Source organism: Pseudomonas capeferrum (genome assembly GCF_013523055.1).
Lineage (GTDB): Bacteria > Pseudomonadota > Gammaproteobacteria > Pseudomonadales > Pseudomonadaceae > Aquipseudomonas > Aquipseudomonas capeferrum_A.
Genome location: NZ_JAAMQM010000004.1, coordinates 150,986 through 166,817, shown reverse-complemented (window position 1 = coordinate 166,817; position 15,832 = coordinate 150,986). Strand labels below are relative to the sequence as shown.

General features: G+C 61.1%; 13 protein-coding genes and 3 tRNA genes. 9 read left to right on the top strand and 7 right to left on the bottom strand.

What is annotated here, in order from left to right:
- Positions 1–57: 57 nt before the first annotated feature.
- The 4 genes from aspS to G7009_RS06335 form a co-directional block, all read right to left on the bottom strand.
- Positions 58–1,833, bottom strand: a complete 1,776-nt coding sequence (aspS, locus tag G7009_RS06350; RefSeq protein ID WP_181129061.1) for an aspartate--tRNA ligase — start codon at positions 1,831–1,833, stop codon at positions 58–60.
- Positions 1,834–1,927: 94 nt separating this feature from the next.
- Positions 1,928–2,149, bottom strand: a complete 222-nt coding sequence (locus tag G7009_RS06345) for an FmdB family zinc ribbon protein (protein ID WP_181129060.1) — start codon at positions 2,147–2,149, stop codon at positions 1,928–1,930.
- A 93-nt stretch (positions 2,150–2,242) separates the two neighbouring features.
- Positions 2,243–2,581 (bottom strand): ribbon-helix-helix domain-containing protein, encoded by a 339-nt coding sequence (locus G7009_RS06340; protein WP_181129059.1) that lies wholly within the window; start codon positions 2,579–2,581, stop codon positions 2,243–2,245.
- Between the two features lie 173 nt (positions 2,582–2,754).
- Complete coding sequence (locus G7009_RS06335) at positions 2,755–3,228, bottom strand: Dps family protein (RefSeq protein WP_181129058.1); 474 nt, start codon at positions 3,226–3,228, stop codon at positions 2,755–2,757.
- A gap of 279 nt (positions 3,229–3,507) precedes the next feature.
- Here G7009_RS06335 and G7009_RS28015 point away from each other — a divergent pair, with 279 nt between their 5' ends.
- Positions 3,508–4,101, top strand: coding sequence for a cold-shock protein (locus tag G7009_RS28015; protein ID WP_181129057.1), 594 nt, complete (start codon positions 3,508–3,510; stop codon positions 4,099–4,101).
- 48 nt (positions 4,102–4,149) lie between these two features.
- Here G7009_RS28015 and G7009_RS06325 read toward each other — a convergent pair whose 3' ends face one another.
- Complete coding sequence (locus G7009_RS06325) at positions 4,150–4,356, bottom strand: SlyX family protein (RefSeq protein WP_181129056.1); 207 nt, start codon at positions 4,354–4,356, stop codon at positions 4,150–4,152.
- A 1-nt stretch (position 4,357) separates the two neighbouring features.
- Positions 4,358–4,783 (bottom strand): HIT family protein, encoded by a 426-nt coding sequence (locus G7009_RS06320; protein ID WP_181129055.1) that lies wholly within the window; start codon positions 4,781–4,783, stop codon positions 4,358–4,360.
- Positions 4,784–5,540: 757 nt separating this feature from the next.
- Between G7009_RS06320 and G7009_RS06315 the strand changes: the two genes are divergently transcribed.
- From G7009_RS06315 to G7009_RS06305, 3 genes are all read left to right on the top strand, one after another.
- Positions 5,541–6,815 carry an OprD family porin gene (locus G7009_RS06315; protein WP_181129054.1) on the top strand — a complete coding sequence of 425 codons (1,275 nt, stop codon included), beginning with the start codon at positions 5,541–5,543 and terminating at the stop codon, positions 6,813–6,815.
- 160 nt (positions 6,816–6,975) lie between these two features.
- On the top strand, positions 6,976–8,691 hold the full coding sequence (locus G7009_RS06310; RefSeq protein WP_181129053.1) for a proline--tRNA ligase: 1,716 nt from the start codon (positions 6,976–6,978) through the stop codon (positions 8,689–8,691).
- 24 nt (positions 8,692–8,715) lie between these two features.
- Positions 8,716–9,669 carry a hypothetical protein gene (locus G7009_RS06305; protein WP_181129052.1) on the top strand — a complete coding sequence of 318 codons (954 nt, stop codon included), beginning with the start codon at positions 8,716–8,718 and terminating at the stop codon, positions 9,667–9,669.
- Positions 9,670–9,824: 155 nt separating this feature from the next.
- On the opposite strand, the gene dinB is transcribed toward G7009_RS06305, so the two are convergent.
- Positions 9,825–10,883, bottom strand: coding sequence for a DNA polymerase IV (gene dinB, locus G7009_RS06300; protein ID WP_181129178.1), 1,059 nt, complete (start codon positions 10,881–10,883; stop codon positions 9,825–9,827).
- Positions 10,884–11,103: 220 nt separating this feature from the next.
- On the opposite strand from dinB, the gene G7009_RS06295 reads away from it, so the two are divergent.
- The 5 genes from G7009_RS06295 (at position 11,104) to G7009_RS06275 (ending at position 15,781) form a co-directional block, all read left to right on the top strand.
- A tRNA-Met gene (locus G7009_RS06295) sits at positions 11,104–11,180 on the top strand.
- Between the two features lie 119 nt (positions 11,181–11,299).
- Positions 11,300–11,376, top strand: a tRNA-Met gene (locus G7009_RS06290).
- Between the two features lie 118 nt (positions 11,377–11,494).
- Positions 11,495–11,571: transfer RNA gene (locus tag G7009_RS06285), tRNA-Met, on the top strand.
- Between the two features lie 275 nt (positions 11,572–11,846).
- Positions 11,847–14,489: a bifunctional lysylphosphatidylglycerol flippase/synthetase MprF gene (gene mprF / locus G7009_RS06280; protein ID WP_181129051.1), complete on the top strand. Its 2,643-nt coding sequence runs from the start codon at positions 11,847–11,849 to the stop codon at positions 14,487–14,489.
- Positions 14,489–15,781: a virulence factor family protein gene (locus tag G7009_RS06275; protein WP_181129050.1), complete on the top strand. Its 1,293-nt coding sequence runs from the start codon at positions 14,489–14,491 to the stop codon at positions 15,779–15,781. Before mprF ends, G7009_RS06275 begins: the two co-directional genes overlap by 1 nt.
- Positions 15,782–15,832: the final 51 nt, after the last annotated feature.

Below are 15,832 nucleotides of genomic sequence, written 5' to 3'. Positions count from 1 at the left end.
ACAAAATCCTGTGCCTGAACGCAAGAGCGCATCCCGAAGGATGCGCCCTGGGCCCGCTTACTCGACCTTGGTCTGCTCGCGCAGGCGAATGTGCAACTCTCGCAAGGCCTTGGCGTCGACCAGGCCAGGCGCCTGGGTCATGACGCACGCGGCGCTCTGGGTTTTCGGGAAGGCGATCACTTCACGGATCGACTGGGCGCCGGTCATCAGCATTACCAAGCGGTCGAGGCCGAAGGCCAGGCCACCGTGCGGCGGCGCACCGAACTTCAGGGCGTCCAGCAGGAAGCCGAACTTCTCTTCCTGCTCCGCTGGCTCGATGCCCAGCAGGCGGAACACGGCCTGCTGCATTTCCTTGCGGTGAATACGGATCGAGCCGCCACCCAGTTCGGTACCGTTCAGGACCATGTCGTAGGCACGGGACAAGGCGGTAGCCGGGTTGGCCTCCAACTCCGCCGGGGTGCACTTCGGCGCGGTGAACGGATGGTGCAGCGCGGTGAAGCTGCCGTCTTCGTTCTCTTCGAACATCGGGAAGTCGACGACCCACATCGGTGCCCACTCGCAGGTGTGCAAGTTGAAGTCGTTACCGACCTTGATCCGCAGCGCGCCCAGGGCCTCGCTGACGATCTTGGCCTTGTCGGCACCGAAGAACACGATGTCGCCGTCGACCGCGCCGACGCGATCGAGGATCACGTTGAGGTTGGCTTCAGGGATGTTCTTGACGATCGGCGACTGCAGGCCTTCGACACCTTTGGCGCGCTCGTTGACCTTGATGTACGCCAGGCCGCGGGCACCATAGATGCCGACGAACTTGGTGTACTCGTCGATACGGCTGCGCGGCATGCTCGCACCGCCCGGCACGCGCAATGCGGCGACGCGGCATTTCGGATCGTTGGCCGGACCGCTGAAGACCTTGAACTCGACTTCCTTGAGCTGATCGGCAACGTCCACCAGCTCGAGCGGGTTACGCAGGTCTGGCTTGTCGGAACCGTAACGGCGCATGGCTTCTTCGAAGGTCATGTGCGGGAACTCGCCGAACTCCAGGTCGAGCACTTCCTTGAACAGCTTGCGGATCATGCTTTCGGTCAGGCCCATGATCTCGGACTCGTCCAGGAAGCTGGTTTCGATGTCGATCTGGGTGAATTCAGGCTGGCGGTCAGCGCGCAGGTCTTCGTCGCGGAAGCACTTGGCGATCTGGTAATAGCGATCGAAGCCGGCGACCATCAGCAACTGTTTGAACAGTTGAGGCGATTGCGGCAGCGCGAAGAAGCTACCGGCGTGCGTGCGGCTTGGCACCAGGTAGTCGCGAGCGCCTTCCGGGGTGGCGCGCGTCAGGATTGGCGTCTCGACGTCGAGGAAACCGTTCTCGTCCAGGAAGCGGCGAATGCTGGTGGTGATGCGCGAACGCAGGCGCAGCTTTTCGGCCATCTCCGGGCGACGCAGATCGATGAAGCGGTAGCGCAGGCGGGTTTCCTCGCCGACGTCGGAGTATTCATTGAGCGGGAATGGAGGGGTTTCCGCCTCGTTGAGCACGGTCAGCTCGTAACCAAGCACTTCGATGGCGCCGGACGCCATGTTCGCGTTCACAGCACCCGCCGGACGTGGACGCACCTTGCCGGTGATCTGCACCACGTATTCGCTGCGCACGCGGTCGGCGGCAGCGAAGCTTTCAGCGCGGTCCGGGTCGAAGACGACCTGGGCCATGCCTTCGCGATCACGGATATCGAGGAAGATCACCCCGCCGTGGTCGCGGCGACGATGTACCCAGCCGCAAAGGGTGATTTCCTGGCCGTCCAGGCTCTCGTTCAACTGGCCGCAATAATGGCTGCGCATCATGATGGTGGTTTCGCTTCTCGTGATTCGTGTATTCGGTGGAGGTCTTGGCCGCCCAAGAGGCTAATAGTGCAAGACCCAGGCAATGCAATTCAACTCAGTCGGCCTTGTCGCCGCCTGCGAGATTCTTCTTGGCGCCGGTCTTGAAGTCGGTTTCGTACCAGCCCGTACCGCTCAGGCGAAAGCCTGGCACGGACAGCAGCTTCTTCAGCGCTGGCGCCTGGCAGGCGGGGCAGTCGGTCAATGGCGCGGCGCTGATCTTCTGCAGCACTTCCATCTGGTGATCGCAGGATGCACATTGATAGTCATAAAGGGGCATGGAGGTCTCTCGTCAACCACTACGCTGGCCGCCGGGGGCAGCAAAAGGCGTGATTATATATGGTTAAGGAGGGCTGTGCAGCCCGCCTGCCGATCAGTGCGCCGCCGGCGGATCGAGAAGCCAGTTGACGCAGATCACCCGAATGAGGCCGCTGAAGTTTCTCACGCCACCGTAACGCAGATGCACCTCTCGGTCGACGTAGGACAGGACTGCACTGACCGAGCAGTGATTGGCCTCGGCAATGCGTTCGAGAATCCGCCAGTAGACCGCTTCCAGACGCAGGCAGGTGGCAAAGCCATTGAGGCGCACCGAACGCGCGACGGGACATGCCTGTGCCATGTCGAAATCCGCTTCGAACGGGTCGATACACTGCTTGCCGGGCCACCGCCCTTGGCAAATACCTTGGATGTTCCTGCTCGGCACCGCTTCCATTGCTTGGCTCCTTCGACGGATGAAAGGCGTGCCTCACGGCACGCTTATCCCCAATGAAGCGCTGCGGTCGATACCGAAGACAGCGGCAAAATCTTCCGCCCTGAATGAAGATGCCCGGCTCCATCGACTGGAACCGGGCATCTTTGCACCTGGACGTGCGGATCAAGCAGGAATCATTGCTCGACTTGCAGCGAGCGCAGCATCCACGCGGTTTTCTCGTGGACCTGCATGCGCTGGGTGAGCAGGTCGGCAGTTGGCTCGTCGCTGACCTTTTCGACCGCGGGGAAGATGCTGCGCGCAGTGCGCACCACCGCCTCCTGGCCTTGGACCAGTTGGCGAATCATTTCATCGGAGCTTGGCACCCCCTCTTCCTCCTTGATCGAGGAGTGGCGGGCGTAGAAGGCATAGGAACCTGGCGCCGGGAAGCCGAGGGCGCGAATACGCTCGGCGATCGAATCGACGGCCAGGGCGAGCTCGGTGTACTGTTCCTCGAACATCAGATGCAGGGTGCGGAATGAAGGACCGGTGACGTTCCAGTGGAAGTTGTGGGTTTTCAGATACAGCACGTACGTATCCGACAGCAGCCGGGACAGCCCATCGGCGATGGACTTGCGATCTTCTTCATTGATACCGATATCGATTGCCATGAAGTACCCCTTTGCACAAGGCGTGGTGATCAAACAAACAGGAAACACTGTACCAAGACTTTCGACGAGCTGCATGCGACCTGTGGCAGTCCAATGCCATTGGTGCCCCTAATTTGAGATACCTCCGCCTTTGCTGTTAAATAGGCAGCGTGCCACCCGTGCGGATTGTCATTGCCGGGTGCATAGGCTGGCGTGCCACTTTTTCGCGCTTCATACCTCACGCGCACCGTGCTGCCAGCTCTTCCCGTGATCGGCCTTATCGAATGCGAGCCAAATCTCATGTACAAGATCGTCCACCTGGTGACGGGCGTAGCAGCCTTGCTGCTGTCGTTCATACCCAGCCTCAGAACCGATGCAATTCCTTTCGCACTCCAACCCGAAGCCATCTACCTGGGCCTGCTGGGCCTGCTCAACCTGTTGCTGGCCCCGGCGCTGCCACGGTATGCCCCCGGTCTGCGGCAGACACTGCAACAACTGGCCAGCGCTCTGCTGGTACTGGCGGTGATCCTGCAGACCGTCACCTTGCTCGCCCGTCCGGAACTGGGCGATCTGCCCGCCCTGGGCTGCGCCGCGCTGGCCGTGGTCCTGCATCTCGTTGCCGGCTTCATTCCCACAACGAGACAGGCGCACAGCGTGCAAGCCCCTCAGTACGACAACGGCAACCGGGATACCGGTACCGTCAAGTGGTTCAACACTTCCAAGGGGTTCGGCTTCATATCCCGTGATTCCGGCGACGATATCTTCGTGCACTTCCGCGCCATCCGTGGCGAGGGTCATCGGGTGCTGGTCGAAGGTCAACGTGTCGAGTTTTCGGTGATGCACCGCGACAAAGGCCTGCAGGCCGAAGATGTCATTGCCGTGACGCGTCGCTGACACCCCCTCCCGTGGGAGCCTTTGCTCCCCACGGCAGCCATCGTCGACTCAGTAATGCGGCGGCGGTGGCTCATCTTCACCAGCCTCGTACTGGCCGACCATCTCCTCATACCGCTTGAGCAATTCAGCCATCTGCGACTGCAGGCGGTCGACGACTCGAGCCTGTTCGACCAGCACATCGTTGAGTGCCTGCAGGGTATCGTCCTGGAATGCCATACGGCTCTCCAGCTCCATCACACGTGCTTCCAGAGTCATCTCAAACCTCCGTGAAGATGAAATCATTGCCCAACACCGGACGCAGGCGCTGACGAATGCCTTCGACCTGCTCTTGCGTATAGTGTCCCGCTGGCTGCCTGCCCCATACCGGTGCCGGCCAGGCGGCGTCGTCTCGGTAACGAACGATCACATGCATGTGCAATTGACTGACCACATTACCCAAGGTAGCCACGTTCATCTTGTCGGCGCTGAAGGCGATCTTGAGCTGCTCGGCCAGGTAAGTGGTTTCCTCCCACAACTGTCGCTGCTGCTGTTCATCGAGCTCGAACAGCTCGCTGATATCGGGCAGACGAGGCACCAGGATGAACCAGGGATAGTGTGCATCCTTGCTCAACAACAAGCGGCACAACGGAAAATCCCCCAGGACCAGGGAATCCTCTTTCAGTCTTGAATCCAGGGTGAACACGGCGTACCTCCTTCTGAACATCGAATCCGACCGCCAGGTACGGCCAGGCGCCGAAGGATACCTTGCTTCAGGGCTTTTCACAGTCGGTACCACCTTCTCGCCGCATTGATGCACCGTTGTGGTTCAGGTGCAGGGCCCTGTCGGTCAAGGTCAGGTAACGCAGCGCTACTTTTCGCACCAAAACAAGGCTGAGAGCGTCAACGTCGCCACACTTGCGTGGCACAAACTACCCAACTCAGGTCGACGACGGTAACGCTTTGACTTCCAAAGCGGCTTCGAACGTCAGGGAAAAGCCGTCTTCTGGCACACCATCAGACAGGGTTCGCCTAGGGTTTATAGGGGTTTTGCCACTGCCGTCTTATAAATGTGAAAATTTCATCAACACTGAGCCTCAGTTGTGCACGCTTGTTGCATTTCCATCGATCAGAGTCGGCACGACACCTGCATCAGCGAAACCGCCCAGACAGGCGATGCGCCGCAGGTCGGACCGCAGGCTTGGACCGAACGAACCGTAACAAACGTTTCAAGAAGATGAATGACGTTGACTGTTCGTACCTTTTATGGGGACGAGAGTTGCGACATGGAGTTTATTTAAAGCGGCATTACATGAAGTTCCAAAGAGCATAACTTCACGATGTCGCCATGACCCGTCAGCGTGATATACATCTTCGCCGACATAACAAGAAAGAGCTGGCCCAGATAACTAGAACAGTTGGGCACAGCAGTACTCTTCCTAAAACCAAAGGAGCAAGTCACGATGCGCGTGATGAAGTGGAGCATGATCGCCCTGGCCGTTGCCGCAGGGACCTCGCAACTGGCAATTGCCTCTTCGCAGGATGAAGCCAAGGGCTTCGTCGAAGACAGCAAACTCAACGTCAACACCCGCATGCTGTATTTCAGCCGCGACTTCCGCAATGTGCCTAGCGGCGCGCAGAGCCGTGCCGAAGAGACGGGCCTGGGCTTCCTCGGCACCTTCGAATCGGGCTTCACCCAAGGCACGGTCGGCGTCGGTGTGGACGTCATCGGCATGCTCGGCCTCAAGCTCGACAGCGGTCGCGGCCGCGCCGGTACCGGCGTGCTGCCGGTCGGTTCCGATGGCCGAGCGGAGGATGACTATTCCGAAGCCGGCGCTGCCGTCAAGTTCCGCGTCTCCGACACGGTGCTCAAGTTCGGTCACCAGCTTACCGCGCTGCCGGTATTCGCTACAGACGACAGCCGCCTGCTGCCGGAAGTCGCCGAAGGCGCGCTGATCACCAGCAACGAAATCGAAGGCCTGACCCTGAACGCGGGTCGCTTCACCGCGCTCAACGCCCAGGCACAGACCTTCCGTGACAGCCTGCACCTGAAAGAAGCCAACGTTGTAGGCGGTACCTACTCCTTCAACGACAGCCTCAGCGCCAGCCTCTACTATTCCAAGGTCGAAGACTACTGGCGCAAGTACTACGCCAACGTCAACTGGGCGCTGCCGATCGACGACAAGCAGGGCCTGGTGTTCGACTTCAACATCTATGACACCAAGAGCGATGGCGCCGGCTTGCAACGCTCGTCGGACGACGACACCACCAAGCTGGACAACCGCGCGTTCAGCCTGTCCGGCGCCTATAACTTCGGCGCCCATACCTTCACCCTGGCCTACCAGCGCGTGACTGGCGACGGTGACTACGGCTATGGCGTGGATGGCGGCGGTACCGTCTTCCTGGCCAACTCCGTGGCCCGCTCCGACTTCAACGCCGAAGACGAGAAGTCCTGGCAGGCTCGCTATGACCTGAACTTCGCCGAGTTCGGCGTACCCGGCCTGACCTTCATGACCCGTTATATCCGCGGTACCGGCGCCAATACCGCCACTACCGACAGCGGCAAGGAATGGGAACGCGACATCGACATCAAGTATGTGCTCCAGGAAGGTCCCGCCAAGGACCTCAGCCTGCGTGTGCGCCAAGCCACCTACCGTTCCAACGATGGCGTCTACTACGGATCCCCATCGATCGACGAACTGCGCCTGATCGTCGAGTACCCGCTGAGCATCCTGTAAGCCCTCGGCTCGCAGCGTCGCTCTTGAAACAGCCCGGCAGCGATGCCGGGCTTTTTCTTGGCTGACAAGCGCCACACCCTGGGGCATCCTGTACGCCTTCATCTCGCCCCCGTACAATGCGGGGTCTTTTCAACGTCTCAGGCAATCGACACGGCCCACCATGCGCACCAGTCAATATTTGCTCGCCACCCAGAAAGAAACCCCTGCCGATGCAGTGGTCATCAGCCACCAGCTCATGCTGCGTGCCGGCATGATCCGCAAACTGGCCTCCGGCCTGTACACCTGGCTGCCGATGGGCTTGCGGGTGATGCGCAAGGTCGAGGCCGTGGTGCGTGAAGAAATGAACGCCGCCGGTGCCCTGGAGGTGCTCATGCCGAGCATCCAGCCTGCCGAACTGTGGCAGGAATCCGGCCGCTGGGAGCAGTATGGCCCCGAGCTGCTGCGCTTGAAAGACCGGCACGGCCGCGATTTCTGCGTGGGTCCGACCCATGAAGAGGTCATTACCGACCTGGCGCGCAACGAGCTCTCCAGCTATAAGCAGCTGCCGCTTAACATGTATCAGATCCAGACCAAGTTCCGTGACGAGATCCGTCCTCGCTTCGGCCTGATGCGCGGCCGCGAGTTCATCATGAAGGACGCCTACTCCTTCCATGCCGACCAGGCTTCCCTGCAGGAAACCTACGACCGCATGCACCAGGCCTACAGCAACATCTTTACCCGCCTGGGTCTGGATTTCCGTCCTGTGCAGGCCGATACCGGCTCCATTGGCGGCAGCTATTCCCACGAATTCCACGTCCTGGCCGAGTCCGGTGAAGACGATGTGATCTTCAGTGACACTTCCGATTACGCAGCCAACATCGAGAAAGCCGAGGCCGTACCACGCGAGACCGTGCGCCCTGCGCCTACGGAAGAGCTGCGCCTTGTGGATACGCCCCTGGCCAAGACCATCGCGCAATTGGTCGAACACCACGATCTGCCGATCGAGAAGACGGTCAAGACGCTCATCGTCCGAGGCGCCGAGGAAGGCAAGCTGATCGCCCTGGTGGTGCGCGGTGATCACGAGCTGAACGAAATCAAGGCGACCAAGCTGTCCCAGGTCGCCGATCCATTGGTAATGGCCACCGAAGCCGACCTGCACGCCGCCATCGGCGCCGGCGCCGGTTCGCTCGGCCCATTGAACCTGCCGCTGGAATGCATCATCGACCGCTCCGTAGCCCTGATGAGCGACTTCGCCGTCGGCGCCAACATCGACGACAGGCACTACTTCGGCGTCAACTGGGAGCGTGACCTGCCGGTTCCCGAAGTCGCCGACCTGCGCAATGTCGTGGCAGGCGATCCTAGCCCGGATGGCCAGGGCACCCTGGTGATCAAGCGCGGCATCGAAGTCGGCCACATCTTCCAGCTTGGCACCAAGTACAGCGAGGCGCTCAAGTGCCAGGTGCTGGGCGAGAACGGCAAACCGGTGGTACTGTCCATGGGCTGCTATGGCATCGGCGTGTCCCGCGTGGTGGCCGCTGCCATCGAGCAGAACTACGACGACAAAGGCATTATCTGGAGCGATGGCCTGGCGCCCTTCCAGATTGCCCTGGTGCCTCTGCGCTACGAAACCGACGCTGTTCGTGAAGCCACCGACAAGCTTTATGCCGAACTGACGGCGGCCGGCTTCGAAGTACTGCTGGACGACCGCGACAAGAAGACCAGCCCAGGCATCAAGTTCGCCGACATGGAGCTGATCGGTATTCCTCACCGCATCGTGGTCAGTGACCGCGGCCTGGCCGAGGGCAACCTGGAGTACAAGCACCGCACCGAGCAGGATGCCCAGCCATTGCCAGTGGCCGAAGTATTAACCTTCCTGCAAGCGCGTATCCGTCGCTGATAGCCAACCCAGGCACGAGTGATCATGTCCAAGCGAAGTACCTTTACCCTGGGGAGCGCTGTCCTGTGCGGCGCTCTGCTGGTCAGCGGCTGCGCCAACCAGATGTCCCAGCGCAGCGAGCAGGAGGACCGTGTCGAGCGCAAGTTGCTCGAACACAGCCTGCAGATCGATGTGGGCGAGCCGAACGTCATGGAGCTTCCCCAGCGGCGCGTACGTATCAGCGAGCAGAAGCGTTTCGAGGTCACCGAATTCGAGGTGACACGTCGCTATGACCGCTATACGCCGTTCCAGCCATGGCGGGAGGTCTACGAGATCCCTCTTGGCGCAGTCGCGGTGATTGCCGGCCTGGGAGCCAACGTGGTGAACGTGTTCGCCCTGGGCAACCTGCCGGACAGCGTGACGCGCGACTGGCTGGACTACGGCGTGGCCGGGCTCAACCCGTTCATGAACGTACAGTCCAACGGCCGTGCCCAGCAGAACCTGGCCGGCATCAGCGAACTGCAGAAGGACAAACGCGAGGAATACACCAGCCTGCCGTGGAGCGAGCGGCTGGTGGAGGTCAAGGCGGGTGCGCTGACTCATGAGCTGACCACCGACAGAATGGGCATATTGCGCCTCAACCTGCTCGATGCGCCGTTTTCGGAACAGAACATCAGCCGCGTCGGCACCCTGCATCTGCAAGTGCATGACGAAGATAACGGTGTTCGCGCCGATGCCAGCCTGCTGGTCAGCGGTAATCTGCGCAGCAAGCTGCTCGAAGCTCACGACCTGATCTTCGATGACCTGGAAGACGATGAGGTGTCCCAGTGGGTACATCGAGTCAAACGCCTGTCGGAGCTCGGATTGGAAGAGGAAGCCAGCGAACTGGAGCAGAGCCTGATCGAGTTGACCCGCAACGATCCGGAACTGCAACAGGAGTTTCTGCAATCGCTGACCAAGGCTACCGGGCGCCTGGTTGCGGACCCGGGCACGCAATGACCCAGGTCGGCGCTGGTCGGGACACTGTCACTCGAGCATCGGGGTCTTGCGCCGATCCCATCGCGGGTTTGCCGGGTCTCCGGTACGCCGCGTGATGAGATCAGCGCAAGCGTTACCAGACCCGACAAATCGATACAGGCTTGTTGCCAGCTTTTCTAGTCCGGCGTGAACAGCTCCAACTGTTCATGGGCGCCCCGCAGATCCAGCAACCTCACCCCCACCCCTAACAAGCGCACGGGCTTGCCGCCACGGGCAAAGGCCTGGCTGAGCAGTTGCCGATAACTGTCGAGGTCATGCCCCGCCCCCGCCTGTTCCAGGGTGGTCTGACTGAAATCATGGAACTTGACCTTCACGAACGGTTTGCCTGGCCTGTAGCTGCTATCCATGCGCGCCATCCGCTCATTCAAACTGAGCAGCAGATCAGGGAGCTTTTCCAGGCAGGCAGCCAGATCCGGTAGGTCATTGTCGTAGGTGCTTTCGACACTGACCGACTGTCGGCGGCTGTCGTTCTGCACTGCCCGATCATCGATACCCCGTGCCAACCCCCACAACCGTTCGCCAAAACTACCGAACTCGCGCGCCAGGGCATGTCGCGTCCAGCCAAGCAGGTCGAGACAGGTGACGACGCCCAGCCGCGCAAGCTTGTCGGCGGTCACCTTGCCCACGCCGTGCAGTCGGTTGACCGGTAGCTCGGCGACAAAAGCTTCCACTTGCGGCGGCGTGATCACGAACAGACCATTGGGTTTGCGCCAATCGCTGGCGATCTTGGCCAGGAACTTGTTCGGCGCGACTCCTGCCGACACGGTGATATGCAGCTTGCGCGCCACCCGTTGACGAATATCCTCTGCAATGCGTGTGGCGCTGCCGGAAAACCACTGACTGTCGGTTACATCCAGATAGGCCTCATCCAGCGACAAGGGTTCGATCAGCTCGGTGTAGTCGCGCAAGATGGCATGAATTTCCCGAGAGGCTTCGCGATAGGCCTCGAAACGCGGCTTGACGATCAACAAGTCCGGGCACAGCTTCATCGCGTGGCGTGACGACAGGGCAGACCTCACACCGTAGGCACGCGCCTCATAATTGCAGGTGGCGATAACCCCACGCCGCTCCGCGGAACCGCCCACCGCCATGGGCCGACCGGCCAGGCGCGGGTCGTCACGCATCTCGATAGCCGCATAGAAGCAATCGCAGTCGATGTGGATAATCTTGCGCAGAGACATGGATGACCAACAGTACTGTAAATTCATACAGATCGCATGGTATCTGCCCGCGACGAAGGCTGCCAGTACCGGCACATCTGTGGCGATCGAGCTACAACCCCCGTTATTGCTGCCTTGCGCGGTAAATCAGAAGCGTAAGAGGTTGACGCCAAAAGATTTTTCCAGGAAGAAGCTTGACATGGGGAATAAAATCCGTAGAATTCGGAATCACAGACGCGGGATGGAGCAGTCTGGTAGCTCGTCGGGCTCATAACCCGAAGGTCGTCGGTTCAAATCCGGCTCCCGCAACCAAATTAAAAAGGCCACTGCACATGCAGTGGCCTTTTTTGTTGCTATCAATAAATATTCAAGCACATCCATCATCAGCGCTTGACGGCAAAGCGAAAGGCTGTAGAATGCGCAACCTCAGACGCGGGATGGAGCAGTCTGGTAGCTCGTCGGGCTCATAACCCGAAGGTCGTCGGTTCAAATCCGGCTCCCGCAACCAAATTGAAAAGGCCACTGTACATACAGTGGCCTTTTTTATTGCCGGTGATAAAACCTTAAGAAAATCAACGATCAAGGCTTGACGGCCAAGCGCAAGGCTGTAGAATGCGCACCTCTGACGCGGGATGGAGCAGTCTGGTAGCTCGTCGGGCTCATAACCCGAAGGTCGTCGGTTCAAATCCGGCTCCCGCAACCATATTCGTCAGAACAAACCCCGCCTGTTTCGAACAGCGCGGGGTTTGTTGTTTCCGGATCCTGGAAACTTACCAAGCCCTCCTCTCATCGCCCCTGCGCTCATCAATCAAGCATGCCCGCATCCCCAAGGTCGCATCGGGAAGCATGAACTTTCTTTAACCCTCTCGATCCGGTGAAACCGCTCCGAGCCGGAGTAATATCTGGATACGTTTCCCAGAGGGCTCTCAACTTGGCCACACTCCACTCTCGCCTGGCGCCGATCGCTCGGGGTTATCGATGACTCTTGCACTGCCTGAACCCCAAGTGTCGATAACCGACACGTTGCCCGCCGCAGCACAGCGGCTGCCGTGGCTGGAGCGCATCAGCCGCTACCGTCAACCCATCGGCCTGGCACTGATGCTGCTGCTGTTCACCCTGGCTTTGATTGCATGCCGTCACTTGCTCGATGAGCTGGACATGACTGCCCTGCACGATGCCATGCTCGACATCCCCGCACGTACGTTGATCGAAGCACTGGCGGCGACCGTGGTGGGGTTCGTGGTACTGCTCGGCTATGAATGGTCGGCAAGCCGCTTCGCTGGCGTGCAGCTTCCTCGTCGCACTTTGGTGCTGGGCGGCTTCAGCGCTTTCGCGATCGGCAATGCGGTGGGCCTGTCGATGCTGTCCGGTGGCTCGGTACGCTATCGTCTGTATGCCCGTCACGGGCTGGGTGCCGCGGAAGTAGCACGCATGACGGTGTTCGCCAGCCTCTCGCTGGGTTGCGCCCTGCCCGTCCTGGCAGCGATCGCTACGCTGGCCGACCTGCCGGCCGCAACCGGCGCGTTGCGCTTGCCGCCATTGCCGCTCGGCGTGATCGCCGTCAGCGTGCTGCTGGTATCGGGCGCGGTCATCTTCGGCCTGTATCGTCGACGCTTGGCCGAGCAGCCAGTGGCTGACAACCTTCTCGTACAACTGGGCCGTCGCACGCTTCGCCTGCCCAACGCGCGCCTGGCCGCCCTGCAACTGCTGATCACCGCTCTGGACGTTGCCGTCGCCGCCACCGTCCTCTACCTGTTGTTGCCGCAGGCACCGCCCTTTGGCGCCTTCATGCTGGTTTACCTACTGGCCCTCGCGGCCGGCGTCCTGAGCCATGTACCGGGCGGGGTCGGCGTCTTCGAGGCGGTTCTGCTGGCAGCGTTCGCCAATCAGTTGGGTGCCGCTCCTTTGGCCGCCGCCCTGCTGCTTTATCGTCTGATCTATGTGGTACTGCCGCTGTTGCTGGCCTGTGTGTTGCTGCTAGTCAGCGAAGCGCGTCGCTTGCTGTTTGCCAAGCAAGCCATCAAGGCAGCGTCAGGCCTGGCAGCGCCTGTCCTGGCGATCCTGGTGTTCCTGTCTGGCGTAGTGCTGCTGTTTTCCGGCGCTACCCCGGAAATCGATACACGCCTTGAACACATGGGTTTTCTCATCCCTCATCGACTCATCGACGCCTCGCACTTCGGCGCCAGCCTGATCGGCGTGCTGTGCCTGTTGCTGGCCCAGGGCTTGCGGCGCCGTCTGTCAGCTGCCTGGCTACTGACCACCGTCCTGCTCCTGCTCGGTGTCGTCCTGTCGCTGCTCAAGGGCTTCGACTGGGAGGAAGCGTCCATCCTGGCCTTTACCGCCTCGCTGCTCGCACTGTTCCGCCGCTCGTTCTACCGGCCCAGCCGATTGCTGGAACTGCCTTTCTCACCGGTGTATCTGGTGGCCAGCGCGTGCGTGGTAGGCGCCTCGGTATGGCTGCTGCTGTTTGCCTATCAGGATGTACCCTACAGCCACGAACTGTGGTGGCAGTTCACCCTCGATGCCGACGCGCCTCGTGGATTGCGAGGGATCCTGGGCAGCGCGGTGCTGCTGGTGATCGTCACCTTGACCTGGCTGCTGCGCACCGCTCGCCCGGTCATTCACCTACCGGACGAAGCGCAACTGCAGCGCGCTCAGCGCATCCTGCTGGCTTCGGACCAGCCCGACGGCGGGCTGGCCCTTACGGGTGACAAGGCACTGCTGTTCCATCCTTCGGGCAATGCCTTCCTCATGTACGCCCGTCGTGGCCGAAGCTTGGTAGCGCTTTACGACCCTATCGGCCCCACCCAGGCGCGCGCCGAAATGATCTGGCAATTCCGCGACCTGTGCGACATCCACCACGCTCGCCCTGTGTTCTATCAAGTGCGCGCGGAAAACCTGCCGTTCTATATGGACATCGGCCTGACCGCGATCAAGCTTGGCGAAGAGGCGCGCGTCGACTTGCGGCGATTCGACCTCGAAGCCAAGGGCAAAGAGATGAAGGACCTGCGCTACACCTGGAACCGCGGAAGCAGGGATGGCTTGAGCCTGGAAATCCATGAGCCCGGCCTGGCACCCATGGAGGCGCTCAAGGAAATCTCCGACGCCTGGCTGGGCAACAAGAATGTACGCGAGAAAGGCTTCTCCCTGGGGCGATTCAGCCATGACTACCTGCAACATTTCCGCATCGCCGTGATCCGTTTCCAGGGCCGGCCGGTGGCCTTTGCCAACCTCCTGGAAACCCACAGCAACGAGTTGGCCAGCCTCGACCTGATGCGCGCCCACCCACAGGCGCCCAGGCTCACCATGGAGTTCATGATGGTCGGCCTGATCCTGCATTACAAAAGCCGGGATTGCGCGCGTTTCAGCCTGGGCATGGTGCCTCTTTCGGGCCTGCAACCACGCCGTGGCGCGCCCCTGACCCAGCGCCTGGGCTCGTTGGTATTCCGGCGCGCAGAGCAACTGTACAACTTCCAGGGCCTGCGCCGCTTCAAGGACAAGTTCCAGCCGGACTGGGAGCCCCGTTACATGGCCGTGCCTGCCGGACTGGACCCGCTGGTGGCCTTGGCCGATACCGCTGCCCTGATTGCCGGCGGCCTGACTGGACTGGTGAAACGCTGATGATCCGACGTTATTGGTTGCACATTCTCTGCGCCCTGCTGGTGGCCTTGCTGGCGGCCATTATCGGCTTTTGGGCGTGGACGCGCCCGACGCCGGCCGCACACCTTGAGCACCTGACGCTTGCCGACGGCAGCAGCCTGACGCGCGCCACCCCGGGCGCGCATGCCAAGTCCTGGGTCGCCATTGCCGTACCGCAGGATCAGGCACTGAACGACAGGCAACTGCTCGATCTGAGCCAGATGGGCAATGCGCAACTGGTGCAGGTCATCCTGCCCCAGGGCAGCTGTGACGCGCAGCGGCAAGCAGTCGCGCAGGCCCTCGATAAGCTGTCCGACAAGCCGAGCCTGGTGGCCGGCATTGGTCCTGGCGCGAGCCAGGCGTGGCGCTGGCTCGCCGGGCAGACGGATGACCGAGCCCAAGCCATCTCGGTCGGCTTCAGCCTGGAGCAGGACCAATGCACGCAATTGCCACACTCGGCCGCCCATGGTCACTGGAGCGTCGCCTGGAACGATAATCCCGATGATGCCAGTGCTGCCTTCGTGCGCGAACAGGCCAATGCCCAGACCAGCATCAGCGACTACGACATCCACCTGCCGCAGGTCCTCAAGGCGCAACTGACACAAGCGCTGGTTGGTCGGGACGGCAACGCCCTGAACATTCCGGTGGTGGAAGTGCCGGCCGGACAGACGACCGATACCGTGACGCTGTTTCTGTCCGGCGATGGAGGCTGGCGCGATCTGGACCGCAACGTGGCGGGCGAAATGGCCAAGCTCGGCTATCCCGTGGTGGGCATCGATACCCTGCGCTATTACTGGCAGCACAAGAGCCCGGAACAGAGCGCCGAGGACCTGTCCGAACTCATCCAGCACTATCGGCAGAAATGGGGCACCAAGCGCTTCGTACTGGCTGGATACTCCTTTGGCGCGGACGTCCTGCCCGCGATCTACAATCGCTTGGCAGCCAAGGACCAGCAGCGGGTAGACGCCGTGATCCTGCTGGCGTTCGCCCGTAGCGGCAGCTTCGAGATCGAAGTCGAGGGCTGGCTTGGCAAGGATGGCAATGAAGCGCCTACCGGCCCGGAGATGGCCAGGTTGCCCGCGGCCAAGGTGGTCTGCATCTACGGCGTCGAGGAAAGCGACGAGAGCGGCTGCACCGCCCCTACCGCCGTCGGCGAACGCCTGCAACTACCAGGCGGTCACCACTTCGACGAGGATTACCCTGCCCTGGCCAAGCGTCTGATCGAGCAGATCCAGGCCCGACAGAGCGCGGCGAAGGTCGCCATCCAGGAATAATTCCGACAGCGGGCGCGCATACCCTGCGCGCGTTCCGCTTCTGGATTCCAA